The sequence below is a fragment of the Stutzerimonas azotifigens genome, assembly GCF_013522725.1.
In the GTDB taxonomy this organism is placed as follows: Bacteria; Pseudomonadota; Gammaproteobacteria; order Pseudomonadales; family Pseudomonadaceae; genus Stutzerimonas; species Stutzerimonas azotifigens_A.
The window spans coordinates 124,919-148,148 of sequence record NZ_JAAMRF010000011.1; the positions used below are offsets into that span (position 1 = coordinate 124,919).

29 protein-coding genes and 1 riboswitch are annotated in these 23,230 nt (G+C 65.7%); of the genes, 10 read left to right on the plus strand and 19 right to left on the minus strand.

Annotated features, from left to right (window positions below):
- Positions 1 to 65 precede the first annotated feature (65 nt).
- The gene (locus G7026_RS19615) at positions 66 to 1,973 is read left to right on the plus strand and encodes a TonB-dependent receptor domain-containing protein (protein WP_181072678.1); all 1,908 of its coding nucleotides are present in this window, start codon (positions 66 to 68) and stop codon (positions 1,971 to 1,973) included.
- Here the strand turns inward: G7026_RS19615 and G7026_RS19620 are convergent.
- From G7026_RS19620 to nrdR, 12 genes are all read right to left on the minus strand, one after another.
- Positions 1,970 to 2,776 carry a cobalamin-binding protein gene (locus G7026_RS19620; RefSeq protein ID WP_181072679.1) on the minus strand — a complete coding sequence of 269 codons (807 nt, stop codon included), beginning with the start codon at positions 2,774 to 2,776 and terminating at the stop codon, positions 1,970 to 1,972. The genes G7026_RS19615 and G7026_RS19620 overlap by 4 nt on opposite strands.
- Entirely contained in the window at positions 2,776 to 3,192 is a 417-nt protein-coding gene (locus tag G7026_RS19625; protein ID WP_181072680.1) for a hypothetical protein, read from the minus strand. Before G7026_RS19625 ends, G7026_RS19620 begins: the two co-directional genes overlap by 1 nt.
- Positions 3,189 to 3,806, minus strand: a complete 618-nt coding sequence (ribA, locus tag G7026_RS19630) for a GTP cyclohydrolase II (protein WP_181072681.1) — start codon at positions 3,804 to 3,806, stop codon at positions 3,189 to 3,191. Before ribA ends, G7026_RS19625 begins: the two co-directional genes overlap by 4 nt.
- Positions 3,807 to 4,080: 274 nt before the next feature.
- Positions 4,081 to 4,722 carry a retropepsin-like aspartic protease family protein gene (locus G7026_RS19635; RefSeq protein ID WP_181072682.1) on the minus strand — a complete coding sequence of 214 codons (642 nt, stop codon included), beginning with the start codon at positions 4,720 to 4,722 and terminating at the stop codon, positions 4,081 to 4,083.
- Positions 4,723 to 4,838: 116 nt separating this feature from the next.
- Positions 4,839 to 5,339: a phosphatidylglycerophosphatase A family protein gene (locus G7026_RS19640; protein WP_181072683.1), complete on the minus strand. Its 501-nt coding sequence runs from the start codon at positions 5,337 to 5,339 to the stop codon at positions 4,839 to 4,841.
- Between the two features lie 42 nt (positions 5,340 to 5,381).
- On the minus strand, positions 5,382 to 6,341 hold the full coding sequence (gene thiL, locus G7026_RS19645) for a thiamine-phosphate kinase (protein WP_181072684.1): 960 nt from the start codon (positions 6,339 to 6,341) through the stop codon (positions 5,382 to 5,384).
- 13 nt (positions 6,342 to 6,354) lie between these two features.
- Positions 6,355 to 6,843, minus strand: a complete 489-nt coding sequence (gene nusB, locus G7026_RS19650; RefSeq protein WP_181072685.1) for a transcription antitermination factor NusB — start codon at positions 6,841 to 6,843, stop codon at positions 6,355 to 6,357.
- The gene (ribH, locus tag G7026_RS19655; RefSeq protein ID WP_181072686.1) at positions 6,840 to 7,316 is read right to left on the minus strand and encodes a 6,7-dimethyl-8-ribityllumazine synthase; all 477 of its coding nucleotides are present in this window, start codon (positions 7,314 to 7,316) and stop codon (positions 6,840 to 6,842) included. The genes nusB and ribH overlap by 4 nt, the downstream gene beginning before the upstream one ends.
- A 61-nt stretch (positions 7,317 to 7,377) precedes the next feature.
- Positions 7,378 to 8,466, minus strand: a complete 1,089-nt coding sequence (ribBA, locus tag G7026_RS19660; RefSeq protein ID WP_181072687.1) for a bifunctional 3,4-dihydroxy-2-butanone-4-phosphate synthase/GTP cyclohydrolase II — start codon at positions 8,464 to 8,466, stop codon at positions 7,378 to 7,380.
- Positions 8,467 to 8,480: 14 nt separating this feature from the next.
- Positions 8,481 to 9,143, minus strand: a complete 663-nt coding sequence (locus G7026_RS19665; RefSeq protein ID WP_181072688.1) for a riboflavin synthase — start codon at positions 9,141 to 9,143, stop codon at positions 8,481 to 8,483.
- Between the two features lie 119 nt (positions 9,144 to 9,262).
- Positions 9,263 to 9,417, minus strand: a riboswitch (FMN riboswitch).
- Positions 9,418 to 9,485: 68 nt separating this feature from the next.
- Entirely contained in the window at positions 9,486 to 10,592 is a 1,107-nt protein-coding gene (gene ribD, locus G7026_RS19670) for a bifunctional diaminohydroxyphosphoribosylaminopyrimidine deaminase/5-amino-6-(5-phosphoribosylamino)uracil reductase RibD (protein WP_181072689.1), read from the minus strand.
- The gene (gene nrdR, locus G7026_RS19675; protein WP_181072690.1) at positions 10,592 to 11,056 is read right to left on the minus strand and encodes a transcriptional regulator NrdR; all 465 of its coding nucleotides are present in this window, start codon (positions 11,054 to 11,056) and stop codon (positions 10,592 to 10,594) included. Before nrdR ends, ribD begins: the two co-directional genes overlap by 1 nt.
- A gap of 115 nt (positions 11,057 to 11,171) precedes the next feature.
- Between nrdR and G7026_RS19680 the strand changes: the two genes are divergently transcribed.
- The 4 genes from G7026_RS19680 (at position 11,172) to trxA (ending at position 13,750) form a co-directional block, all read left to right on the plus strand.
- The gene (locus G7026_RS19680; RefSeq protein ID WP_308811819.1) at positions 11,172 to 11,600 is read left to right on the plus strand and encodes a YbaY family lipoprotein; all 429 of its coding nucleotides are present in this window, start codon (positions 11,172 to 11,174) and stop codon (positions 11,598 to 11,600) included.
- Positions 11,601 to 11,656: 56 nt separating this feature from the next.
- A complete protein-coding gene (locus tag G7026_RS19685) occupies positions 11,657 to 12,250 on the plus strand; it encodes a class I SAM-dependent methyltransferase (protein ID WP_219858521.1) in 594 nt (197 codons plus the stop codon).
- A 17-nt stretch (positions 12,251 to 12,267) separates the two neighbouring features.
- Entirely contained in the window at positions 12,268 to 12,798 is a 531-nt protein-coding gene (gene thpR, locus G7026_RS19690) for an RNA 2',3'-cyclic phosphodiesterase (protein ID WP_181072693.1), read from the plus strand.
- A 79-nt stretch (positions 12,799 to 12,877) separates the two neighbouring features.
- Positions 12,878 to 13,750 (plus strand): thioredoxin, encoded by an 873-nt coding sequence (gene trxA / locus G7026_RS19695; RefSeq protein WP_181072694.1) that lies wholly within the window; start codon positions 12,878 to 12,880, stop codon positions 13,748 to 13,750.
- A gap of 14 nt (positions 13,751 to 13,764) precedes the next feature.
- Here trxA and G7026_RS19700 read toward each other — a convergent pair whose 3' ends face one another.
- Entirely contained in the window at positions 13,765 to 14,097 is a 333-nt protein-coding gene (locus G7026_RS19700) for a hypothetical protein (RefSeq protein WP_181072695.1), read from the minus strand.
- 101 nt (positions 14,098 to 14,198) lie between these two features.
- On the opposite strand from G7026_RS19700, the gene G7026_RS19705 reads away from it, so the two are divergent.
- From G7026_RS19705 to G7026_RS19720, 4 genes are read left to right on the plus strand one after another with little or no spacing between them, the layout of a single operon-like run.
- Positions 14,199 to 14,810 (plus strand): DUF2796 domain-containing protein, encoded by a 612-nt coding sequence (locus tag G7026_RS19705; protein WP_181072696.1) that lies wholly within the window; start codon positions 14,199 to 14,201, stop codon positions 14,808 to 14,810.
- Positions 14,811 to 14,839: 29 nt separating this feature from the next.
- Positions 14,840 to 15,547, plus strand: coding sequence for an ABC transporter ATP-binding protein (locus G7026_RS19710; RefSeq protein ID WP_181072697.1), 708 nt, complete (start codon positions 14,840 to 14,842; stop codon positions 15,545 to 15,547).
- On the plus strand, positions 15,548 to 16,813 hold the full coding sequence (locus G7026_RS19715; RefSeq protein ID WP_181072698.1) for an ABC transporter permease: 1,266 nt from the start codon (positions 15,548 to 15,550) through the stop codon (positions 16,811 to 16,813).
- Between the two features lie 8 nt (positions 16,814 to 16,821).
- Entirely contained in the window at positions 16,822 to 17,340 is a 519-nt protein-coding gene (locus tag G7026_RS19720; RefSeq protein ID WP_181072699.1) for a DUF3299 domain-containing protein, read from the plus strand.
- A gap of 29 nt (positions 17,341 to 17,369) precedes the next feature.
- On the opposite strand, the gene G7026_RS19725 is transcribed toward G7026_RS19720, so the two are convergent.
- Genes G7026_RS19725 through G7026_RS19750 form a run of 6 tightly spaced genes read right to left on the minus strand, consistent with a single transcriptional unit; the run spans position 17,370 to position 22,233 of the window.
- On the minus strand, positions 17,370 to 18,458 hold the full coding sequence (locus tag G7026_RS19725; RefSeq protein WP_181072700.1) for a tetratricopeptide repeat protein: 1,089 nt from the start codon (positions 18,456 to 18,458) through the stop codon (positions 17,370 to 17,372).
- A gap of 1 nt (position 18,459) precedes the next feature.
- Positions 18,460 to 19,161 (minus strand): energy transducer TonB, encoded by a 702-nt coding sequence (locus G7026_RS19730; protein ID WP_181072701.1) that lies wholly within the window; start codon positions 19,159 to 19,161, stop codon positions 18,460 to 18,462.
- On the minus strand, positions 19,161 to 19,574 hold the full coding sequence (locus G7026_RS19735; RefSeq protein ID WP_138408857.1) for an ExbD/TolR family protein: 414 nt from the start codon (positions 19,572 to 19,574) through the stop codon (positions 19,161 to 19,163). Before G7026_RS19735 ends, G7026_RS19730 begins: the two co-directional genes overlap by 1 nt.
- Positions 19,575 to 19,584: 10 nt before the next feature.
- On the minus strand, positions 19,585 to 20,127 hold the full coding sequence (locus tag G7026_RS19740) for a MotA/TolQ/ExbB proton channel family protein (RefSeq protein ID WP_181072702.1): 543 nt from the start codon (positions 20,125 to 20,127) through the stop codon (positions 19,585 to 19,587).
- Positions 20,120 to 21,466, minus strand: coding sequence for a MotA/TolQ/ExbB proton channel family protein (locus G7026_RS19745; protein ID WP_181072703.1), 1,347 nt, complete (start codon positions 21,464 to 21,466; stop codon positions 20,120 to 20,122). The genes G7026_RS19740 and G7026_RS19745 overlap by 8 nt, the downstream gene beginning before the upstream one ends.
- A complete protein-coding gene (locus G7026_RS19750) occupies positions 21,463 to 22,233 on the minus strand; it encodes a DUF3450 domain-containing protein (protein ID WP_181072704.1) in 771 nt (256 codons plus the stop codon). Before G7026_RS19750 ends, G7026_RS19745 begins: the two co-directional genes overlap by 4 nt.
- Before the next feature lie 263 nt (positions 22,234 to 22,496).
- Here G7026_RS19750 and G7026_RS19755 point away from each other — a divergent pair, with 263 nt between their 5' ends.
- Positions 22,497 to 23,180, plus strand: coding sequence for an OmpW/AlkL family protein (locus G7026_RS19755; protein ID WP_181072705.1), 684 nt, complete (start codon positions 22,497 to 22,499; stop codon positions 23,178 to 23,180).
- Positions 23,181 to 23,230: the final 50 nt, after the last annotated feature.

Below are 23,230 nucleotides of genomic sequence, written 5' to 3' on the forward strand. Positions count from 1 at the left end.
GCCGCGACTGCCTGCGCTTGCTCCTGCCCTCCTCAAAAAGCTGTTCGATTTTTTGAGGATTCCCAATGAAATTGCTCCCTGTTGTCCTGGCCGTGGCACTCCTGCCCGCGGCTGTACATCACGCCTGCGCCCAAGGCAGGCCCGACCTGCTGCTCGACGATGTGGTGATCACCGCCAACCGCAGCGCACAACCCCGCAGCGAAAGCTCCGCCGCCGTCACGGTGTTCACCCGCGAGGACATCGAGCGCCTGCGCCCCGGCAGCGTCACCGAGCTTCTCGAACGTGTACCCGGCGTGCAGGTGGTGCATAACGGCGGTCGTGGCAGCAACGTCACGCTGCTGATGCGCGGAACCAGCAACGACCAGACGCTCCTGCTGATCGACGGCCAGCGCAGCGGGCCGATTTCGGCCGGCGGCGGCAGCCTGCAGTACCTCAGTGTCGAACAGATCGAGCGCGTGGAAGTGCTGCGCGGTTCCCGCTCTGCGCTCTACGGGGCTGACGCCATTGGCGGCGTGGTGCAGATCTTCACCCGCCGCGGCAGCGGCCAGGGACTCGAGCCTCGTCTGCGCATCGCCGGCGGCAGCCAGGGCACCTGGGAGCGCAGCCTCGGTCTCTCAGGCGGAAATCAACGAACCCGCTTCAGCCTCAACGCCAGCCTCGAGGAAACCAGCGGCATCGACCACACCGGCCCGTCCTACCAGACCGATGCCGACCACGACGCCTATCGCAACCAGTCCTTCGCGCTCTCGCTCGTCCACCACTTCAGCGACGCCCTGGAGGGCGGGCTGAACCTGCTCGACCAACGCGGCAAGAGCGAGTACGACAACCCCTACGGACGCGAGGACCCGTTCTGGAACACCTTCGCCCAGGATCCCTACAACCATTTTGCGGTGAGTAACGCCAGCGTCTATCTGGACGGCGAGATCAACCGGGTCTGGTCCAGCCGCGTAGAACTCGGCCATTCCGAGGACAAGCTCGACAGCCGCGACAAGCTGTTCCCCCAGAGCGACCGATTCAACAGCTACCGGGATTCGGCCACCTGGCTCAACACGCTTCGGCTCGGTGAGCGCCACAGCCTGCTGCTCGGCGCCGATTACCTCAACGACAAGCTGCGCAGCAACACGTCTTATGACGAGCAGAGCCGCTGGAACCAGGCCGGATTCGTCCAACACACCTATCGCGGCCGGGGCTTCTCCACCGAGCTCGGCCTGCGTCATGACAAGAATCAGCAGTACGGCAGCGAGAACACCTGGAACGCCGCGCTGACGCTTCCCGTCGACGAAGCCAATACGCTGGTCCTGTCGTATGCCGAAGGCTTCCGCGCGCCGACCTTCAACCAGCTGTATTACCCGGCCAGCCCCGTCTTCGGCCGAAGCAGCAACCCCGACCTGTCCCCTGAAACCTCCAAGAGCTACGAGCTCCAATGGCGCAGCCAACTGGCCGAGCGCACGCGGCTCGAGGCCTCGGTCTACCGCACCGACATTCGCGACCTGATTGCCTATGACACCGCCTCGTCGAACAACCAGAACGTCGCCACGGCCAGAATCAACGGCTTCGAGGCGGCACTGACGCATGAAATGCTCGGCTGGCAGGCCAACCTGGCGATCGGCGTGATCGATCCACGCAACCGCGAATCCGGCAAGACCCTGGCGCGTCGCGCCAAACGCACCCTGAACCTGGACCTCGATCGTCGTTTCGGTGCCATCGGGGTGGGCGCCAGCTGGCTGGCCGTCAGCCGCAGCTACGACGACGCCGCCAATAGTCGAGAACTGGCCGGATATGGCGTGCTCGACCTGCGCGGCAGTTGGCAGGCAAGCAGCGAGCTGAGCTGGGACGTCAAGCTGATCAACCTGCTGGACAAGCAATACAGCCGCGCCCTGTACTCCTCCACGGCCAACGGTTACAGCTACTACGGCTACGAGTCCATTCCGCGCAGCCTGATGGTCGGCTTCACCTGGACGCCGTCGCTCTAGTCGCTGCGCGCGTTCTCCAGCCGCTCGCACAGCCGCTCGGTCGCATCGAGCATCTGCAGGCTGGGCCGCTCGAGCCCGCGGTCGGGGACGGCCCAGACCTGATCTCGGCGCACCGCCGTCAGCTGCGGCCAGCGCTTCCAGGCATCGCGCTGGTTCGGCTCGCTGGTGAGGATGACGGCCGGATCGCGCGCCAGCACCGCTTCGATACCGACCTGGGGTGCCGGTAACCGCAGGTCGTCGAACAGGTTGCGGGCCCCGCAGGTCGCCAACGCATCGGATATCACCTGCGTTCCACCAATGGTATACAGCGGCTCGTCCCATATCTGATAGAACACCGGGACGGGGGGCGCCCGCCGATAGCGCTCCCGCAAGCGCGCCAGCCGCTCGCGCAGACGTGCCGCCCGCATGCGCCCGGCTTCGGCACGACCGATGCGCCCGCCAATCGCCTCGAGCTGGTCGGCGAGGTCGTCCAGTCGCCTCGGGGTTGCCTGGTAGAGCGGGATGCCGAAACCGGCGAGCTGTTCGCGCTGTGCGCTGCTGATGCTGTCCGGCCAGAGCAGGATCAGATCGGGCTGCAGGCTCAGCAGGGTTTCCAGCTCCAGCTTGCCGTAGCGGCCCACCGAGGGAATACCCGCGAGCACTGCGGGCCGCTCGCCGCCATCGAGCACGCCCACCAGCAATTCACCTGCCCCCAGTTCGAGCATGACTTCACTCATCGAGGGCGCCAGGCTGACCACACGCTCTGCCGCATTTGCGGTGAACGCGCCCAGCAGGGCCAGCGACAGCAGCAGCCGCGTGCGCATCAATCCAGCTGTCGCGGTATGCGGTAGAGCAGCAGCAGCGCCAGGCTGCCGACGACCAGCAGCCACTGCGCCACCGGTTCGAGCCCCAGGAGCACGCCGATCGCCGCCAGCCAGGCAGGAAGCGCCGCACCGAGCAACGCACGGCGACGCACCCGACGCAAATCGGACCAGGCAGCGGTTTCGGCATCGGTGTCGAGCGCACGCTCGGTGGCGATCAGGGCATGCTTGAAGGCGGTGAAGCGTGCCAGGCTGAAGAAGAACGTCAGCAGGCTCGCGCAGAACAGCGGCAACGCCAAGTGAGGAAAGAACTGAACGTCGGAGAACAGCAGCCTGCTGATCATCAACGGAAGCAGCACCAACGGCCATTGCAGCCAGCTATCACGCGCAAGCTGGCGCCGAGCCGCCTTGCGCGTCATGACTGCTCGGCTTCGCCCTGGTGGATTTCGCCGAGCATATGGCCCAGCTTGCCGGCCTTGGTGGCCAGGTACTTCTCGTTGTGGGGGTTGTGCGCGATCTGCAGCGGCTTGCGCTCCACCACGCGGATCCCGTAGCCCTGCAAGGCCTTCACCTTGCGCGGGTTGTTGGTCATCAGCTTGATTTCGGCGATGCCCAGATGCTCAAGCATCGGCAGGCAGATGGCGTAGTCGCGCATGTCGGGGGCGAAGCCCAGGCGCTCGTTGGCTTCGACCGTGTCGGCACCGGTGTCCTGCAGGGCGTACGCGCGGATCTTGTTCAAGAGCCCGATGCCGCGTCCTTCCTGACGCAGGTAGAGCAAGGCTCCACGGCCCTCCTGGGCGATCGCCCGCAGCGCCGCCTCGAGTTGAAACCCACAATCGCAGCGCAGGCTGAACAGCGCATCACCGGTGAGGCACTCCGAATGCAGGCGGCCCAGCACCGGCTTGCCATCGGCCACGTTCCCCATCGTCAGGACCACATGCTCCTTACCAGTTTCCTGGTCGAGAAAACCATGCATGGTGAACACGCCGAAAGGCGTCGGCAGTTGGGAGGCGGCGACGAAGACGACAGGCACCGGAGAGACTCCAGAAGGCAGAAAAGGGCAATATTGTAACCTAACCGGAAGCTGGAAGCTGGAAGCTGGAAGCTGGAAGCTGGAAGCTGGAAGCTGGAAGCTGGAAGCTGGAAGCTGGTCAGCCTGAGACGCACTGGTACCGCGTCAACCGCGAGGCCCTTGCCATAGCCACTTGTAGAAGCGAGCCATGCTCGCGGTAACGCCAGCAGAGCAGCAAATCGAAGAAGTGGCGGTTTGCACCCACCTACGCCAGCTTCTGGCTTCAAGCTGCTTCTTAGATCTTCGACTCCAGGCGGAGCATGCCCTGGTCCTCACGCCAGCTGACGCGGTTGAGAAAACTCATGCCCAGCAGCGCCTCGGTGGGCGAGCCGCCTTCGATCACCACGGCTTCGACACCCAGCACTTCGAGCGGGCCGATCTTGACGCTGCTCAGGTGCACGCGCCAGGCATTGGCGGTGCCGCTGGCCGTGCTCACCACCATCGGCTTGCCATTCACACGGTAGTCGATGCCCAGTCGCCGCGCCTGCGCCTCGTTGAGGGCGACGGAGGACGCACCGGTGTCCACCAGGAACTGCACCGGCTGGGAATCGATCGAACCGGCAACCCAGTAATGACCACCCGCGCCCTGGGCGATGCTCATCTGCGCCCGGCTCGGTGCGGCGAAGCCCGCGCTGTATTCGCGGCTGAGCTCGTATCGGCGCTCGACGCCATCGACACGCAGCACGGCGCCGCGCGAGTCGGCGCTGATTACCTGAACGCCGCCAGGGCCAGTCTGCCCGGCCCTGACCAGCTTGCGCTGCCCATCGACATAAACCACTGCCGCGTTTGGAAACAATCCGACCACCTGGACCTGGGTCGCTGCCGCAGTCGCCAACGGCATCGCCAGCAGCACGCCGGCAAACAGCATCGAACGCATCGTCTCACTCCGCAAAATATCCGGCCTCGCCGCCACGCGCCAAGCATAGCGCCGCGGCACGGTCGATTCCGGGTAGCAGGTCAGGTTCACGCGCATCCGTGTGACGCTTCGCCCGTTCAGACCAGCGCCCAAACCAGCCCCTGCATGACCAGCCAGGCGGCGACCCCGGCGAGCACGTCGTCGAGCATGATACCCAGGCCGCCGTGCACGTTGCGGTCGACCCAGCTGATCGGCCAGGGCTTGGCGATATCCATCACCCTGAACACCACGAAGCCGGCCAGCAGCCAGTACCAGCCCTCGGGCACCAGCCACAGCGTGATCCAGATACCCACCATCTCGTCCCAGACGATGCCTTCATGGTCATGCACACCCAGATCCCGGGCGACCTTGCCGCACAGCCAGCAGCCGAACAGCATGGCCACGCCGAGCAGCAGCCAGTAACCCCAGTCCGGCAACAGCTGCCAGAGCGGAACGAACGGCAGCGCAACCAGCGAGCCCCAGGTTCCGGGTGCCTTGGGCAGGGTACCGGAGCCGAAACCGAATGCCAGGTTGTGCCAGGGGTTGCTCCATACCGAGGGTGGCACCGGCGTAGCGGGCGCCTGCAGCGAATCAGTCAAACCGGATCCTTATTCGTGTAAAAGCGAGTCCAGCCGAACACATCAGCTGGAAAAATGCCGATAACCCTGATTGGCGAAAGCCACAGGCGCGCCAGCCTTGTCGACCAACCGGACTCCACTGCCCGCCTCGACCGTGCCGATCGGATGGACAGGCCAACCCTGCGCCTGCAGCGGCGACAGCTGGTCGGGCGGCAGGGTAAAGGCCAGCAGGTAGTCGTCGCCACCCGCCAGCGCGGCAGCCAGGGCCTGCTCGTGTCCGAGGAACTGGAGCAGCGGCGCCGACAGCGGGATGCGCTCGGACTCGATACGCAGCGCCACGCCAGACGCTGACGCGATATGGCCACAATCGCCCAGCAGACCGTCGGAGATGTCCAGCGCGGCACTGGCATGGCCACGCAAGGCCTGGCCCAGTTCGAGCTGCGGTCGTGGCACCCAGTAGCGGGCCAGCAAGGCGTCGGCCACAGGCGGTGACGCCTGACGTTGGCCGAGCACCAGCGCCAGCGCACCCGCTGCATCGCCGAGCGGACCGCCGACGCAAAGCAGGTCGCCCGGTCGGGCGCCACTCCGGGTCAGTGCCGCACCGCATGGCAGGCGACCGAAGACGGTGAGCGTCAGGCTGAGCGGGCCGCGGGTGGTATCGCCGCCGAGCAGCCGCATCCCGCAGCGAGCCGCCATGGCATCCAGTCCTCGGGAAAACGCCTCTAGCCAGGATGGCTGTGCGTCGGGCAGGGTCAGCGCCAGGGTGAAGCCGATAGGCGTGGCGCCCATCGCCGCAAGGTCGCTGGTCGATACACCCAACGCCCGTTGCGCCAGCAACTCGGGATCGCAAGCAGCGGGAAAATGCACGGCCTCGACCAACGTATCGGTGGAGACGGCCAGCACTTCACCGGCCGACAACGCCAGCAGGGCACAGTCGTCGCCGATCCCGAGCAGCACTTCGCCGCCGGGCCTGGCACAGGCCGCGGCGGCGAAGTATTGGCGGATCAGCTCAAACTCACCCACCGCACGACAACTCTCAGCGTCGGTCGCCACGTACTTCGGCGCTACGCAGGCTCGGTGCCAGCTTGTCCAGCACGCCGTTGACGAACTTGTGTCCGTCGGTGGCGCCGTAGACCTTGGCCAGCTCGATACCTTCGTTGATCACGACCCGGTAAGGCACGTCCAGACGCTGCATCAGCTCGTAGGTGGACAGGCGCAGAATGGCCAGCTCCACCGGGTCGAGTTCGTCCAGCGGGCGATCGAGCAGCGGCTCGATGGCCTGGTCGATCTCGGTCTTGCTGCGCGCAACGCCGGTGAGCAGCTCGTGGAAGTAGGCGCCATCGACGCCGGCGAAATCGTTGTCGACGCGAAACTGCGCCTCGATTTCATTGAGGCTTTGCCCGGCCATGTGCCACTGATACAGCGCCTGCATCGCCAGGCTGCGGGCCACACGGCGGGTGGCGATGCGCCCTTTGGCCGGCTTGGCCGGCTGGGCGTCGGGACTGTCGTCGCGATTCAGACTCACTTGGCCTCCAGCTGCGCCAGCAGGCTCACCATTTCAAGTGCCGAGAGTGCGGCCTCGGCGCCTTTGTTGCCGGCCTTGGTGCCCGAGCGCTCGATGGCCTGCTCGATGGAGTCGACGGTCAGTACGCCGAAGGCGACCGGCACACCGAATTCCATGGAAACCTGCGCCAGGCCCTTGGTGCACTCGCCCGCCACATATTCGAAGTGCGGGGTGCCGCCGCGAATGACCGCGCCGAGCGCGATGATGGCGTCGTACTCGCCCTGCTGGGCGACCTTCTGTGACACCAACGGAATCTCGAAAGCACCCGGCGCGCGAATGATGGTGATGTCGCTTTCGTTGATGCCGTGGCGCAGCAGCGTATCGACGGCGCCGCTCACCAGGCTTTCGACGACGAAGCTGTTGAAGCGGCCAACCACCAGGGCGAATTTGCCGCTGGGGGCGATGAAGGTACCTTCGATGGTCTTCAGGGTCATATCGTTACTCATCTCTTTAAAGAACGAAGGCGCCGCGATCTTGGCGGCGCCTCTGCATCGGTCATTCGGCGGACAGATATTCTACAACTTCCAGATCGAAGCCGGATATCGCATTGAACTTCATCGGCGAACTCATCAGGCGCATCTGCCGCACGCCCAGGTCGCGCAGAATCTGCGATCCCGCACCGACGGTGCTGTAGGTGCCGGGCGTCTTGGCCTGACCGCTGGTGCCTTCACGCACATGGGCCAGCAGATCTTCGCTGCCCAGCGGATGGCCGAGCAGCAGGACCACGCCGCTGCCGGCCTCGGCCACCTGCGCCATGGCCGCACGCAAGCTCCAGCGACCAGGCTGACGCACCATCAACAGGTCGCGCAACGGGTCCATGTTGTGCACCCGCACCAGCGTCGGCGTGTCGCCCTGGATCTGCCCGAGGGTCAGCGCCAGATGCACTTCACCTTCGACCGAATCGCGGTAGGTGACCAGGTTGAACTGGCCCAGCTCGCTGTCGATCGGCTGCTCGGCGACGCGCTCGATGGTGCGCTCGTGCAGCAGGCGGTAATGGATCAGATCGGCGATGGTGCCGATCTTGATGCCATGCTGCTCGGCGAACACTTCCAGCTCCGGACGACGCGCCATGGTGCCATCGTCATTCATGATCTCGCAGATCACTCCGGCCGGCTCGAAACCGGCCATCCGCGCCAGGTCGCACGCGGCTTCGGTGTGCCCGGCCCGCGCCAGGGTGCCGCCGGGCTGAGCCATCAGCGGGAAGATATGCCCGGGGCTGACGATGTCTTCGGCCTTGGCGTTGCGTGCCGCGGCGGCTTGCACGGTCCGCGCCCGATCGGCGGCGGAGATGCCGGTGGTCACTCCCTCGGCGGCCTCGATCGAGACGGTGAATTTGGTGCCGAAACCCGAGCCGTTGCGCGGCGCCATCAGCGGCAGCTTCAGGGTTTCGCAGCGCTCGCGGCTCATCGGCATGCAGATCAAGCCACGCGCGAAGCGGGCCATGAAGTTGATGTGCTCAGGTTGTACACATTCGGCAGCCATGATCAGGTCGCCTTCGTTCTCGCGATCCTCGTCGTCCATCAGGATGACCATCTTGCCGGCGCGAATGTCTTCGATCAGTTCATCAATGCTGTTGAGTGCCATCGTGGCGGATTCCTTCAATTCTTCAGGTAGCCGTGCTCGGCCAGAAAACCTTCGCTGATGCCGGATGCGCTGGGCTCGGCAGCCTTGTCGCCCAGCAGCAGGCGCTCGATGTAGCGCGCCAGCAGGTCTACCTCCAGGTTCACCTGCCGACCGGGGCGGTAGTCGGCCATGATGGTTTCGGCCAGCGTGTGCGGCACGATGGTCAACTCGAACTCCGCGCCGTTGACCGCGTTCACGGTCAGGCTGGTGCCGTCGACCGTGATCGAGCCTTTGAGGGCGATGTACCTGGCGAGCTCGCGGGGCGCGCGGATGCGAAATTGCACCGCACGGGCATTGTCCTGACGGGAAACGACCTCGCCGACGCCGTCCACATGGCCGCTGACCAGATGCCCGCCCAGGCGGCTGGTGGGCGTCAATGCCTTTTCCAGGTTGACCGGGCTGCCGGCCTTGAGGTCGATGAAGGCGGTTCGCGCCAGAGTTTCGCGGCTGACATCGGCCCAGAAACCGTCGCCGGACAGCACCACGGCTGTCAGGCAAACGCCGTTGACCGCGATGCTGTCGCCCAGTTTGACGTCGGCCAGATCCAGCTTGCCGGTCGCGACATGCACGCGCACATCGCCCCCCTTGGGGGTCAGCGCCTTGATGCTGCCGATCGCTTCGATTATTCCAGTGAACATACGGCCTCCGTGTCGAGGCGGCGTGGGTGAGGCATGTGACGAACTCCTGTTTATGAAAAACAGGGCACTGCAGATCGATAGGGATCGTGACGCGCGCGCGAACGGCGCCCGTCGAGGCATCCCGCTCTCTCTCATCCGGACTATACCGTCGGCCCCGGAATCGCACCGGGTCTGCTGACCTTGCCGATTGGCAAGCGCTCGCGGGCTAGCGCAGAGGGCTTGCCTGCTGCGCATTACCGCCGGTGGGGAATCGCACCCCGCCCTGAGAACGTGACCGCATTGCGGCCGACGGCGTTTTTACCATACTCCGGGATTTCGTGCAGCCGCCGCCGAGCCGGCGCCCTAGTGCGCGACGGGTTGAGCGGTGATCCGCCAGTCGTCACCCACGGCCCGCATATCCAGGATGCGCAACTCCCGCGCCTCGGCCATTCGCTCCAGCGGCAGCTCCAGCAGCGGACGCGCCGACGAGCCGAGCAGCTTGGCGGCGAAGTAGATCCGGTACTCATCGACCAACCCTTGCGCCGCAAAAGCGCCCGCCAGACGTGGACCGGCCTCGACCAGCACCTCATTGGCGCCGCGCGCCCCAAGCGCCGCCAGCAGCGCCGGTAAGTCGACACGCTCATGACCGGCCAGCGCCAGCAGTTCGTGACCGGCCGCCCGATAACGCGCCGCGCAGGTGTCGTCGAGCGTCGCCACCAGCGCGGGGCCGGCCTGGAAGAAAGGCGCCTCGAGCGGCACACGAAGCCGACCGTCGATCAGCACGCGCAACGGCGGTCGTTGCAGGGCCAGCGCCGCGAGCGAAGGCTCCAGACCGAGTTCTTCGCCACGTACGGTCAGCCGCGCCTTATCGACAAGAACCGTATCGGCTCCGCTGAGCACCACGCTCGAACGCGCCCGCAGACGCTGCACATCGGCCCTCGCGGCCGGCCCGGTGATCCACTGGCTCTCGCCCGAGGTCATGGCCGTGCGGCCATCCAGGCTCATCGCCAGCTTTATCCGGACGAATGGCAGTCCACCCTCCATGCGTTTGATGAAGCCGGGATTGAGCTCGCGCGCTTCGGCCTCGAGCACGCCGCAGACCACATCAATCCCGGCGTCACGCAGCCGCTGCAGGCCGCGCCCGCCCACCTGCGGATTGGGGTCCTGCATCGCCGCGACCACCCGGGCCACGCCGGCCTTCACCAGCGCATCGGCACAAGGCGGCGTGCGCCCGTGATGGCTGCACGGCTCGAGGGTGACGTAGGCGGTCGCGCCGCGCGCACGGTCGCCGGCCATACGCAGCGCATGCACTTCGGCGTGGGGCTCGCCGGCACGCTGGTGCCACCCCTCACCCACGACTTGGCCGTCACGCACGATGACGCAGCCGACGCGGGGATTGGGATCGGTGGAATACAGGCCCTGGCGCGCCAACTGCAGCGCACGCGCCATAGGCTGGTGATCGGTAGCCATCACGCCTTCGACGGCTCGCGCGACAGACGCTCGATTTCCTCGCGGAACTCGTTGAGGTCCTGGAAGCGCCGATAGACCGAGGCGAAGCGGATGTAGGCCACTTCGTCGAGCTTCTGCAGTTCGGCCATCACCAACTCACCGAGCACCAGCGATTTGACCTCCCGCTCGCCGGTGGCGCGCAGCTTGCTCTTGATGTGGGCGATGGCCTCCTCGAGGCGCTCCACGCTCACCGGCCGTTTTTCCAGTGCGCGCTGCATACCGGCACGCAGCTTTTCCTCATCGAACGGCTGGCGGCTGCCGTCCTGCTTGATCAGTCGTGGCATCACCAGTTCGGCGGTCTCGAAGGTGGTGAAACGCTCGCCGCAGGCGAGGCACTCGCGGCGACGCCGGACCTGGTCGCCCTCGGCAACCAGGCGCGAATCGATGACCTTGGTATCGTTCGCACTACAGAAGGGACAATGCATGAGAAAGGCGGGAGTCAGACGTCGGGAAAGCCATGGTAGCGCATCCGACCGTCAAGACAAGTCGAGGGATTTGCTGCTATACAGCGGCCATTCCACCCGTTTCGAGGAGCCTTCCGTGCCGTTATTTCCCGCAGTCCTGTCCGGTCTCCTGCTGCTTCTCGCCGGCTGCGCCAGCCAGCCTCCAGAACCGCCGGCCGCACCGCCTGCGCTCGAGCAACAACCGGCAGTCGAAGGCAAGCTGCTGCACGAACTCAGCGGCACGCTGATCGGCGCGCCGGCCGGCGCCGAAGTCGAACTCGCGCTGCTCGATGTCGACCACGAGCAGCCCGATCGCCTGCTGGCCAACGTCAAACTCAACGGTCGCGGCACCGACCTGCCTTTCATCCTCAGTTTCAACCCCGAAACCTTCGCCAAGAGCCAGCGCGTGGAATTGCGTGGGCGTGTCACCCAATCCGGCCAGCTGATCATGCGCCTGCCCGCCCGCCAGATCCGCAGCAGCGCCAGCCAGGCGCTCGGCCCGCTCAGGCTGGAACAGGCGCCGTGACGGCTTCCGAAGGGCTGCAGGCGGCGCTGAACGAGCGGCTGGGCGAGGCTCGCCTGATGGTCGAGACGCTGCCGGGCACCGACATCCAGCTGTGGCTGATCGATGCGACGAACATGGACCGCGCCTTCAGCCCCGATGAAACCCGACGTATTCTGGAAGAGCCGCCGTATTGGTGCTTCTGCTGGGCCAGCGGCCTGGCGCTGGCCCGCTGGCTGGCCGAGCGCCCCGAGTATCTGACGGGCAAGCGAGTACTGGATTTCGGCAGCGGTTCGGGCGTCGCCGCGATCGCCGCAGCAAAAGCCGGTGCGGTGCAGGTCGTGGCCTGCGACCTCGATCCTCTAGCGCTTGAGGCGTGCCGCGCCAATGCCGCCCTCAACGGCGTGACGCTCGAATACTCGCCGGACTTCTTCGCCGAGACCGCACGCTACGATCTGATCATCGTCGCCGACGTGCTCTACGACCGCGCCAACCTGCCGCTGCTCGACGCCTTCCTCGGTCGCGGACGCGAAATACTGGTGGCCGACTCACGTGTACGCGATTTCGACCACCCGGCTTATCAACGCCTGGCCGTGCTCGACGCCTGCACCTGGCCGGATCTTGCCGAACCCGCCGAATTTCGCCGGGTGAGCCTGTACCAGGCCTACAGCTGAGTGCTTGCGGAGCGGCCATGAGCGATCCGACCCTGCGCCTGTTCTTCGCCCTGCCCTGCCCCGGCCCGCTGCGCCCGAGCTTGTGCGGCTGGCGCGACAGCCTGGGCATATGTGGGCGCCCGGTCGCCCCAGCCAACCTTCACCTGACCCTGGCGTTTCTCGGCAGCCAACCGTCCACATGCCTGCCGAAACTGCGTCAGATCGGTGCCGCGCTGCAGGGCCACCCCCGCTTCGAGCTGCACCTGCAGCGGCTCGAACAGTGGAAGAATGGCCTCACTGTTCTGACCTGCGAGTCGCCACCGGAGGCCCTGCTGGACCTGCAGCGCGACCTGCACGAACGCCTGGAGGCACAGGGGTTGGCCCTGGACAGCCCCGACTTCCGCCCCCACGTGACCCTGTTCCGGCACGCCGAACCGATCGCCCGGTATCCGGACGTCTCGCTACGCTGGTCGGCCGAACGGGTCGTGCTCTACCTGTCCGAAAACCTGCCCGGCGGCGTACGCTATCGTGAGATGGACAGCTGGCCGCTCCAACCCGGCGCCCACTGACCGCGCCCTTGTTTCCTGCCCAGGCGCCTCCATTTACCATGCACCCACTTTCAGTCGTCCCGACGTGTCGAGTATTCCCATGAACGATACCCCTTACATCTTCGAGGTATCCGGCGCCGCCGCTTTCGAGCAGCTGGTGGTCGAGAATTCCTTCCACAAACCGGTGCTGGTGGATTTCTGGGCCGAGTGGTGCGCCCCCTGCAAGGCGCTGATGCCGCTGCTGGCCAAGATCACCGAGGAGTTCCAGGGCGAACTGCTGCTGGCCAAGGTCAACTGCGACATCGAACAGGACATCGTGGCGCGCTTTGGCATCCGAAGCCTGCCGACCGTGGTGTTGTTCAAGGACGGGCAACCGGTAGACGGCTTCGCCGGCGCGCAGCCGGAATCGGCCATCCGCGCCATGCTGCAGCCGCACGTGCAGGCCCCCGCCGCGCCACAGGCCGATCTGCTGGAAACCGCCCAGGCCGCGTTCACGGAGGGGCGGATCGCTGACGCCGAAACCCTGCTCAAGCAATTGCTGGGCGAAGACAACGAAAATGCCGCTGCGCTGATTCTTTACGCCCGCTGCCTGGCCGAACGCGGCGAACTCGGCGAAGCTGAAGCGGTGCTCGGTGCTGTCAAGAGCGACGAGCACAAGCAGGCATTGGCCGGCGCGCGGGCGCAGCTGACATTCCTGCGCCAGGTCGCCGAACTGCCGGAAGCCGCCGACCTTAAAAGCCGCCTGGCGGCCAATGCCCAGGATGACGAAGCGGCGTATCAGCTGGCCATCCATCAACTGGCGCGTCAGCAATACGAGCCGGCGCTCGAAGCCCTGCTCCAGTTGTTCGTGCGTAACCGTAGCTATGCCGACGGCCTGCCGCACAAGACACTGCTACAGGTGTTCGACCTGCTGGGTACCGATCACCCGCTGGTGACCCTGTACCGGCGCAAGCTGTACCAGGCGCTGTACTGAGCCCATCGACCGGGTTAGGGCTCGACCCAGAAAAAGGTCGGCGCGTCCTTGCCGGTCTCCAGGCGTACCCGGTCGCTATGGCGCAGGCGAACCATCAGCCGCTTTCCCGCCTGAGCATTACCCGCCAGGGCTTCGAGGGCCGCCAGTAGCTGCGGTCCCTCCAACTCCCCGGCCTGGCGCAATACCTGCTGCGCCGCCTCCCAAAGCGCGTCGACCGGACGCTCGGCCGGCATTGGCTGAGCGGCGGCGACGGGTACCTCAGGACTCAGTCGCGCCCAGTCCTCGGCATCCAGCTCGACGCTGAGGTCCACCGGCCAATCGCCTATACGTCCTTTGATTCTGATCATCGCTGCGGTCTCCTGAGTCGACGCCATGCTACATGTCGATTGAGCAAACGCCAGCGCGGAGGTACAGTTGTTATAACATTACCAAAACTAACGAGGTCCCCATGCGTCGCTTGCTGCTAGCGCTTCCCTTTGCCCTCATACCCCTGGCCCACGCGGCCGAGCACAGCCACGATCATGATCACGACCATGAGCACGGCAGCCTTTCCGCTCACGAGCATGGCGTCGCTCGACTTAACGTTGCACTGGACGGCCAGGCCCTGGAGCTGGAACTGGAAAGCCCGGCGATGAACCTGGTCGGCTTCGAACACGCTGCCACCAGCGATGCGGACAAGGCCACGCTGAAAGCCGCACGCGAATCGCTGGAGCAGCCGCTGACGCTGTTTTCCCTGCCTGCCCAGGCCGGCTGCAGCGTAGCGTCCACTGAGCTGGAGAGCCCTCTGTTCGGCCGAAAGGAACACTCGCACGAGCACACGAAAGAGCACGGACACACACATGCCGAGGAACACGGCCATGGCGATCACGATCATGAGCACAGCGACATCAGCGCGCACTACCAGCTGAGTTGCTTCACGCCGGCCGCGCTGAAAACTTTGGACTTGAACGCACTGTTCCAGCGCTTCCCCGATACCCGGACAATTCAGGTACAACTGATCGGCCCGAGCGGGCAGCAAGGCGTCGAGCTGACCCCGAGCAACCCGCGACTGAACTTCTGAGCCACGACCCTCGGCCTAAGCGGTAACGCATGACCCAACCCCTGATCGAGCTACATGACCTCGGTTTCGCCTGGCCCGGCCAGGCGGAGCTGCTGGATATTCCCCACTTTCAGCTGCACGCTGGCGAGAGCCTTTTTCTCAAGGGCCCGTCGGGCAGCGGCAAGACCACCCTGCTCGGCCTCCTCGGCGGCGTCCAGGTGCCCGGACGTGGCAGCGTACGGCTGCTTGGGCGCGAGCTGGAAAAGCTTTCGGCCAGCGCCCGAGACCGCTTCCGAGTCGACCACACCGGCTATATCTTCCAGCAGTTCAACCTGCTGCCCTTTCTCTCGGTGCGCGAGAATGCCACCCTGCCGTGCCGTTTCTCACGGCAGCGCAGCCAGCGTGCCATCGCCCGCCACGGCAGCGTGGACAAGGCCGCCGCCGAACTGCTGGCCCACCTGGGCTTACCGCAGGGGTTGCTCGACAGACGCGCCGAGGCCCTGTCGATCGGCCAGCAACAGCGCGTCGCCGCAGCCCGCGCCCTGATCGGCCAGCCGGAGCTGGTGATCGCCGACGAGCCGACCTCGGCACTCGACGCCGATACCCGCGAGGCCTTCCTGCAGCTGCTGTTCGCCGAATGCCGCGCAGCCGGCTCCAGCCTGTTGTTCGTCAGCCATGACCAGAGCCTGGCGCCGCTGTTCGACCGTAACCTGTCGCTGTTGGAACTCAACCGCGCCGCGCGGCCCTCGGAGATCTGAATGCACCTGCTACGCCTGGCCCTGGCGAGCCTGAACAATCGCCGTTTCACCGCGCTTCTCACGGTATTCGCCATCGCCCTGTCCGTCTGCCTGTTGCTGGCGGTCGAGCGGGTGCGCACCGAAGCCCGCGCCAGCTTCGCCAGTACCATCAGCGGCACCGACCTGGTAGTGGGCGCCCGCTCCGGCTCGGTCAACCTGCTGCTGTACTCGGTGTTTCGCATCGGCAACGCGACCAACAACATTCGCTGGGAACATTTCCAGCATTTCGCCGAACACCCGCGCGTGAGCTGGGCAATACCGCTTTCACTCGGGGACTCCCATCGCGGCTACCGGGTACTGGGCACCAGCCAGAGCTATTTCGAACACTACCGCTACGCTCGCCAGCAACCGTTGCAGATCGCTGAAGGCCGCGCGTTCGAAGAGGATCCGTTCGAGGTGGTGCTTGGCGCCGAAGTGGCCGATGCGCTGCGCTATCGGCTCGGCGAAGAGATCGTGCTGGCCCATGGCGTGGCACGGGTGAGCCTGGTCCAGCACGACGACAAGCCCTTCAGAGTCGTCGGCATTCTGAAGCGCACCGGCACGCCCGTGGACCGTACGCTGCATATCTCGCTGGCCGGTATGGAGGCGCTGCACATCGACTGGCAGAACGGCATGCCGGCACGGGGCAATGCCCGTATCGATGCCGAACAGGCTCGCCACATGGACCTGCAACCCAAACAGATCACCGCGTTCATGCTCGGCCTCACCAGCAAAGTGGCGACCTTCAGCCTGCAGCGTGAAATCAACGAATTCCGCGGAGAACCCCTGCTGGCGATCCTGCCCGGCGTGGCGCTGCAGGAGTTGTGGAGCCTGATGGGGACCGCCGAGCAGGCGCTCTTCGTAGTCTCGCTGTTCGTGGTGCTGACCGGCTTGATCGGCATGCTCACCGCGATTCTCACCAGCCTCAACGAACGACGCCGGGAGATGGCCATCCTGCGCTCGGTCGGGGCTCGGCCCTGGCACATCGCGGGCCTGCTCGTGCTCGAGGCGTTCGCCTTGTCCCTGGCCGGGCTCGTGCTGGGCCTCATCCTGCTCTATGCCGGCATCACCATTGCCCAAGGGCCGCTGCAAAGCAGCTACGGCCTGTACCTGCCGCTGGCACTGCCGAGCCCCTATGAGTGGCGTCTGCTCGGCGCTATTCTGGGCGCCGCCCTGCTGATGGGCTGCGTACCGGCCTGGCGCGCCTATCGGCAGTCGCTGGCCGATGGCCTATCGATCCGACTGTGAGGACCTCCATGCCGCGCGCCCTTTTGATCCTGCTACTGGCATTCGCCGCCCCCGTCTGGGCGGCCGACTCGCCGCGCGAACTGAACTGGTCCGAGCTGGTGCCCGCCGATGCGCCGCCACCGCCGCCGCCGATTCCCGTGCACGACTTCTCGCAGCTGTCCGATGCGCTCGGGGAAAGCGGCCCGGCCGCTCTTCAGCAATCGCCGTCAGCACCGGTGGTCAAGGAGCTGGACGGTCAGCGCGTGAAACTTCCGGGGTATATCGTGCCGCTGGACATGACGGACGAAGGGCGGGTGATCGAGTTTCTACTGGTCCCCTACTTCGGGGCGTGCATTCACGTTCCGCCACCGCCGTCGAATCAGATCGTGCATGCGACCAGTGAGGTCGGCGTGATGGTGGACGTACTCTACGAGCCCTTCTGGATCGAAGGGCCGCTGCGCGTCGAGCATGCGAGCAGCGAACTGGCCGAGGCCGGTTACCAGATGGATGCCCAGAAGATCTATCCCTACGAGCTGCCGGACAGCTGATCGACTCGCCCGCCATCCGGACTGGGTCGTCAGCGCAGCTGAGCCACCTGGCGTTCGCGCTCGAAGCTCAGCTCACTCTCGGCCCACTCTCGCCACGCACGCACCTGACGCCGCTCTGCACCGGCTCGCTCGGCCTGGCGCAAGGCATCGAGTCCAGCCTGCCAATGCGCCTGTTCGAGTTCCAGCTGAGCCAGATTCAGCCAATGCTTGGAATTGCCGGAACGGCCCGCCAGGTTGCGGTAGATGGACGCTGCGGCGCCGCGCTCGCGGGCCTGCCACCAGAGCATGCCCAGCCGCTCTTCGCGGGTCGCGCTGTTGGCCAGCAGACCGGACTTCAACATGCCCTCCAGCAGCCTGGCGCCCTGCCAGGGCTGCCCTGCGGCGCTGGCCAGCAGCACCAGGTTGTCCAGCTCCGACTCGCTGAAGGCGACACCTTTGGCCTGCGCCGCCCGCAAGGTTGCCAGCGCCTTGTCGTCGGCACCGGCCATCTGCTGCAACGCGGCCAGCTGGCGCCAGTCTCGAGCACGGTCAGGATGACGCGCCAACAGCACGCGCTGCCAGCGCTCGGCGGCCTGGTAGCGCTTGAGCTCGGCATTGCCGGCGACCAACAGCTGGTACCAGGTATCGGCCGCTTTCGGATTGCGCTGCACGTAACGCTCGGCCAGCGGCAGCGCCTTGGTGTGCTGGCCAAGGCCCTGATAGGCCTGCACCAGCATCTGCAGCACGTCCTCGTCGGCGTTGCCCTGCGCCGACAGCAGGCTGACCACCTGGGCGTAGCGGCGTTCACCTAGGTTCAACCGCGCCAGGTTGAGGCGCTCACGGACCTGGGACTCGTCGTCGAGCTTGCCGCTGTTGAACGCCCTGCCCAGGAAATCCAGCGCCTGCGCGTTGTTGCCCTCGGCCCAGGCGAGATAGCCGCGGCTGCGCCACAACAGCGCTTCCTCAAGGCTGCCGGGACGCGGCGTAGCGCCTTCCAGCGCGCGCCGGGCGGCCGCGTAGTCACCCTTTTGCTGGGCGGACTGGGCGGTGTCGAGGGCGCGGAACACGCCCGGATCGATACTCTGCGCCGCACAGGAGAAGGACGCGACCAGCATCAGCAAAGGCAGCAAACGTGTCATTTCAGCCTCCTTCGAGTTTGAAGTGCAAGGTTTTGACCGCTTCGCGCGATACCGCAGCGCCGCCCTCGGTGCGCGGTGCGAAACGCCAACGCGCCGCCGCACGCCGGGCCTCGCGATCGAACACATTACGCGGCGACGCTTCGAGCACGCGGATGTTTTCGACCCGCCCCTGGGGCGTGATGGTGAACGCCAGCTTGATGTGGCCCTCAATCCCCTGCTGCCGGGCTCGGTAGGGATACTCCGGCCGTATGTCGTTGAGCGGTGTGACCTCCTGCTCGGGTCCGCCGGACTGTGCCGCGGGCGCCGCCGGGCTGGACGGTGCCGCGGGCGCGGGGGCCGGTGCGGGAGCCGGCGCAGCGGCGGTCAACCCGGAAAGGCTCGGTGTGGGCGCCGCAGCGACGGCGACCCCGGTATCGATATTCGGCATGTCCAGATCGAGCTTCGGCAGGCTGGCGTTGGGCGTGCTCATCGCCGGGGTCGGAGGCGTCGGTGGCTGCGGTGTCTTCGGCTGTGGCGGTTCGGGCGCCTGCTGCCGAGAGCGGGGCGAGCTTTCGCTGCTGCGGTTGTCCATGCGCACGAAATTGGCGATCGCCACCGGATCGTCCTCGACCATGCTGCGTGGTGGCGAGACCATGCTCAGCATCAGGGCGAAGAGCGCCAGTGCCATGAGGCAGGCGCCGATGAAGGACAACCCCAGGCGCATCACCGCCCTCCCGCGCTGGCCGCCAGCGCGACATCCTGCACACCGGCCAGGCGCGCCTGATCCATGACCTGGACCACCAGCCCGGTACGCGCATCCTGGTCGGCCTGAACCACCACGGCGCCATCAGGCTGATCGACCCGCATCTTCTCGACGTGGGCACGAACGCTGCGCACGTCGACCGGCTGCTTGTCGATCCAGACCTGGCCGTCGGCGGTCACCGCGATCAGGATGTTGCCCTTGTCCTGGGCGCTGGCCGTATCGGCCTGGGGCCGCTGCACTTCGACACCCGACTCCCTGATGAAGGAGCTGGTGACGATGAAGAAGATCAGCATGATGAAGACCACATCGAGCATCGGCGTGAGGTCGATGCCGGTGTCTTCTTCCTGCTGGTAATGGTGACGACGCATTCGCATCAGAACATCCTCAATCGTGACGCAGCTGGTCGGCCAGCCGGTCGAGAGCCTGCCGCGCGTTTCGCTCGAGGCGCGCCAGGCTGAAAAGTCCGGTAATGGCCAGCACCATGCCGGCCATGGTCGGCAAGGTCGCTTGCCATACGCCCGCAGCCATACCGCGCGGGTTGCCGGTGCCGTTGAGCGCCAACACGTCGAACACCGCGATCATGCCGGTGACGGTGCCGAGCAGGCCGAGCAGCGGATACATCGCCACCAGCGTCTTGCTCAGCCGCAACGGCATGGTCAGCTGCTGCTGGGCCTGCGCCAGCCAGGCACTGCGCACGGCACGCTGGCGGCTGTGGCTGAGTTCCAGCCGATGCCAGGCGGCGCGGCGTTCCTCGACCCAGCGCGGGAACACCCGACGCATGAACCACAGCCGCTCGAACACCAGCGTCCAATAGACCACGCAGAGTGCCGCCAGGGCCCACATCACCATGCCGCCCGCAGCCATGAAGTCGAGCAACGCATAACCGCTGTCGACCAGCCGCAGCCAGTGGGTGTGGAAATCAGTCACGGCGCGGCGCTCCAGACAGGTGCAGTGCGATCAAACCGGCGCTCTGCTGCTCCAGCATCTGGATCAGCGCCTTGCTGCGGCTGGCCAGCAGGCTGTGCAGGAACAGCAGCGGAATGGCCACCACCAAGCCGAGCACGGTGGTCACAAGGGCCTGCGAGATGCCGTCGGCCATCAGCCGGGAATCGCCGCCACCGCTCTGGGTAATGGCCTGGAAGGTGACGATCATGCCGGTCACGGTGCCCAGCAACCCGAGCAGCGGCGCCACGGCACTGAGCAGCTTGAGCAGCGGCTGGCCCCGCTCGAGCGGCGGCGTTTCCTGCAGAATCGCCTCGTCCAGCTTGAGCTCCAGGGTTTCCAGATCCGCCAGCTGCGGCTTAGGGCCCAGCACGCCGATGACGCGACCCAGCGGGTTGTCGTCGCGCGGCGTGCTCAGTTCACGGACCTGGCGGCTGACCTTGCGCCCGACGCCAGCGAGATAGACCATCCGCCAAATGGCCAACAGCAGGCCGAACACCCCCAAGGCAATGATCACCCAGCCCACCAGACCGCCCTGCTGAACGCGATCCCACAGATTCGGCTGACGCTGCAGCTGGGCCAGCAAAGTGCCGCGACTGGGGTCGACCGGCAGCGTGGCGAGCTCGGCATCGCTGTTCAGATAATCGCGCACCATCCCCTGCCCGGACGGCTGCCGAGCCGGAGCCAGCAGATCGCCCGTGTCGGCGTCGTAACGCAGGAAGCTGTCATCGGTAAACGCGGAGAAGGTACCAACGCGCAATACCGACTGCCGGCTGCGGCTGCCATCGGCGGCCACCACAGGCAGCTCGACACGCTCGACTCGGCCGCTGGCTGCGAGATCTTCGAGCAGGGTCATCCAGAAGCCGTCCAGGTCTTCGGCCGACGGCAGAGCGCGGCTCTCGGCCAAGGCACGTAAGCGCTTGACGCGCTCGGGGTATTGCACGTTGAGCATGCTGTCCTGCCACTGCCCGGAAATATCCCCGGCGCTTTGGCGCACCACGCCGAACAGCTCACCCAGGTGGCCGACCCGCTGAGACAGCAATTTTTCCTGTTCGCCCAGCTCCGCTTCCTGACGATCGAAATCGGCCTTCAGTCGCTCAGCCTCTGCCTTCTGCTTGTTCAACTCGGCCTGAGCTTGCGACAACAGACGGGACTGCTCGCTGCGATCGGCAAGGAATGCCTGCTCGCGCTGCTGCATAGCGGCGACTTCAGCGGCGCGATCGCTGCGAATGCGCTGTAGCAGCTGGTCGGGCGTGAGGGGATCGGCGGCCTGCGCCAGGGCGGGCGCCAGGCCAACGAACAGCAGGAAGAACAGACGACTCATTGCGCGGCCTCCTGGGCCAGGGTTTTCACCGGCAACTGCAGATAGGCGGGTGCCTGTTGCTGCCGGGCAATTGCGATGGCCTGGGTAAGCGGTCGTCGGGCACTACCGTCGAGCACTTCCCAGCGCTGGGCCTTGGGATTCCACCAGCCACTCTCGTGGGCATCGAGGGTCTGGTAATAGAGCATTGCGCGGCCGAGCCTGAAGAATTCGACGCTGCGTGTCGCGTCGCCCTCGCCAAGCTCGCCGCGCCAGGCCTCCAGCGTGCGGCCGTAATCGCTTTCGATCTGATAGGCCTCGAGGATGCGGCGGTATTTGTCGGCCAGGCTGATGTCCGCACGCGGCAGCATGTCCTGCAGCTGTGCCAGCCGATCGGCGCGTTCGTCCGGCAGGAACGGCAGATCCGCCGCGATGAATTCGCCCAATACCTGGACCATCCGGCTCATTTGCGGCGTGACGGCTTCCTGAGTGCGCTCGATATTGTCGAGCTGACGCTGGAAACCTTCGAGTTCCTTGCGCTGCGCTGCGGTGAGCTCGCGCAGCTGTTCGTTGTAGGCCTTCAACGCCTCGGCTTGCTGAACGGCGCTGCGGTAGTCGAGAAGCGCCTGTCTGGCAGCATCGTCCAGCTGCTCGATCCGTGCCTGGGAGGCCTTCGCCTCGGCCGCCAGGCGCTGACTCTCGTCGAGAGCCTCGTCCAGCGGGGCAGCCTGCAACGGCAGACAGAACGACAACAGGACGCCTGCGAGCAAGCGAGTCGGGTACAGATTCATGCGGAGTGGACCCTCGGGTTCGCGAAACGAAGCGTTATGTTATAACAATAGTCAACGAATGCAGTGCCAGTTTGCATCGATACTGACAATGGGATGCAGCAGCAGATTCAGAAAGAGAAACATTATCATCTGCAAGCAGAGCACAACGCAACCGACTCCCTCCGCGCAGGCCGGCAGGCTTTATTGAGCTGGATCAAAGCGCTCCTGACGCAGCGACCTACCATGTGCCTCAGTCGCAACACACCTGCTCGATGGAGTTCACTATGCGCAAGTCCCTGATCACCCTTTCCGTGCTCGCCATGGCACTTACCGCCCCTCTGGCCCAGGCACATCAGGCCGGCGACATCATCGTTCGGGCGGGCGCCGTCACCGTCGACGCTCGCGAGGACAGCTCGGGCATCAAGCACGGCGCTCTCGGCGACCTTGGCGGACAAGCCACACTGGACAGCGACACCCAACTGGGTCTGAACTTCGCCTACATGCTGACCGACCGGGTCGGTATCGAGCTGCTGGCCGCCACCCCGTTCAGCCACAGCGTCGGCATCAAGGGCTCACCGGCGGGCCTGGACGCGCTCAACGGCAAGCTCGGGGACATCAAGCAGCTGCCACCGACCCTGAGCCTGGTCTACTACCCGCTCGACACCAAGTCGGCCTTCCAGCCCTATGTCGGCGCCGGTATCAACTACACCTGGTTCTTCGATGAGTCGGTCTCCAGCAGCGCAGAGGCCAAGGGCTTCGATGGGCTGAGCCTGAAGAACTCCTGGGGCTTCGCCGCCCAGGTCGGCATGGACTACATGCTCAGCGACAACCTGATGATCAACGCACAGGTGCGCTACATCGATATCGACACAACCGGCTACACCCACCTCGACGGCGTGGGTCGTTTAAAGGTCGACGTCGATGTCGACCCGATGGTCTACATGGTCGGCCTGGGCTACAAGTTCTAAGCCAGCCGCAAAAACGAAACAGGCGCCCTCGAGGCGCCTGTTTTCGCTTT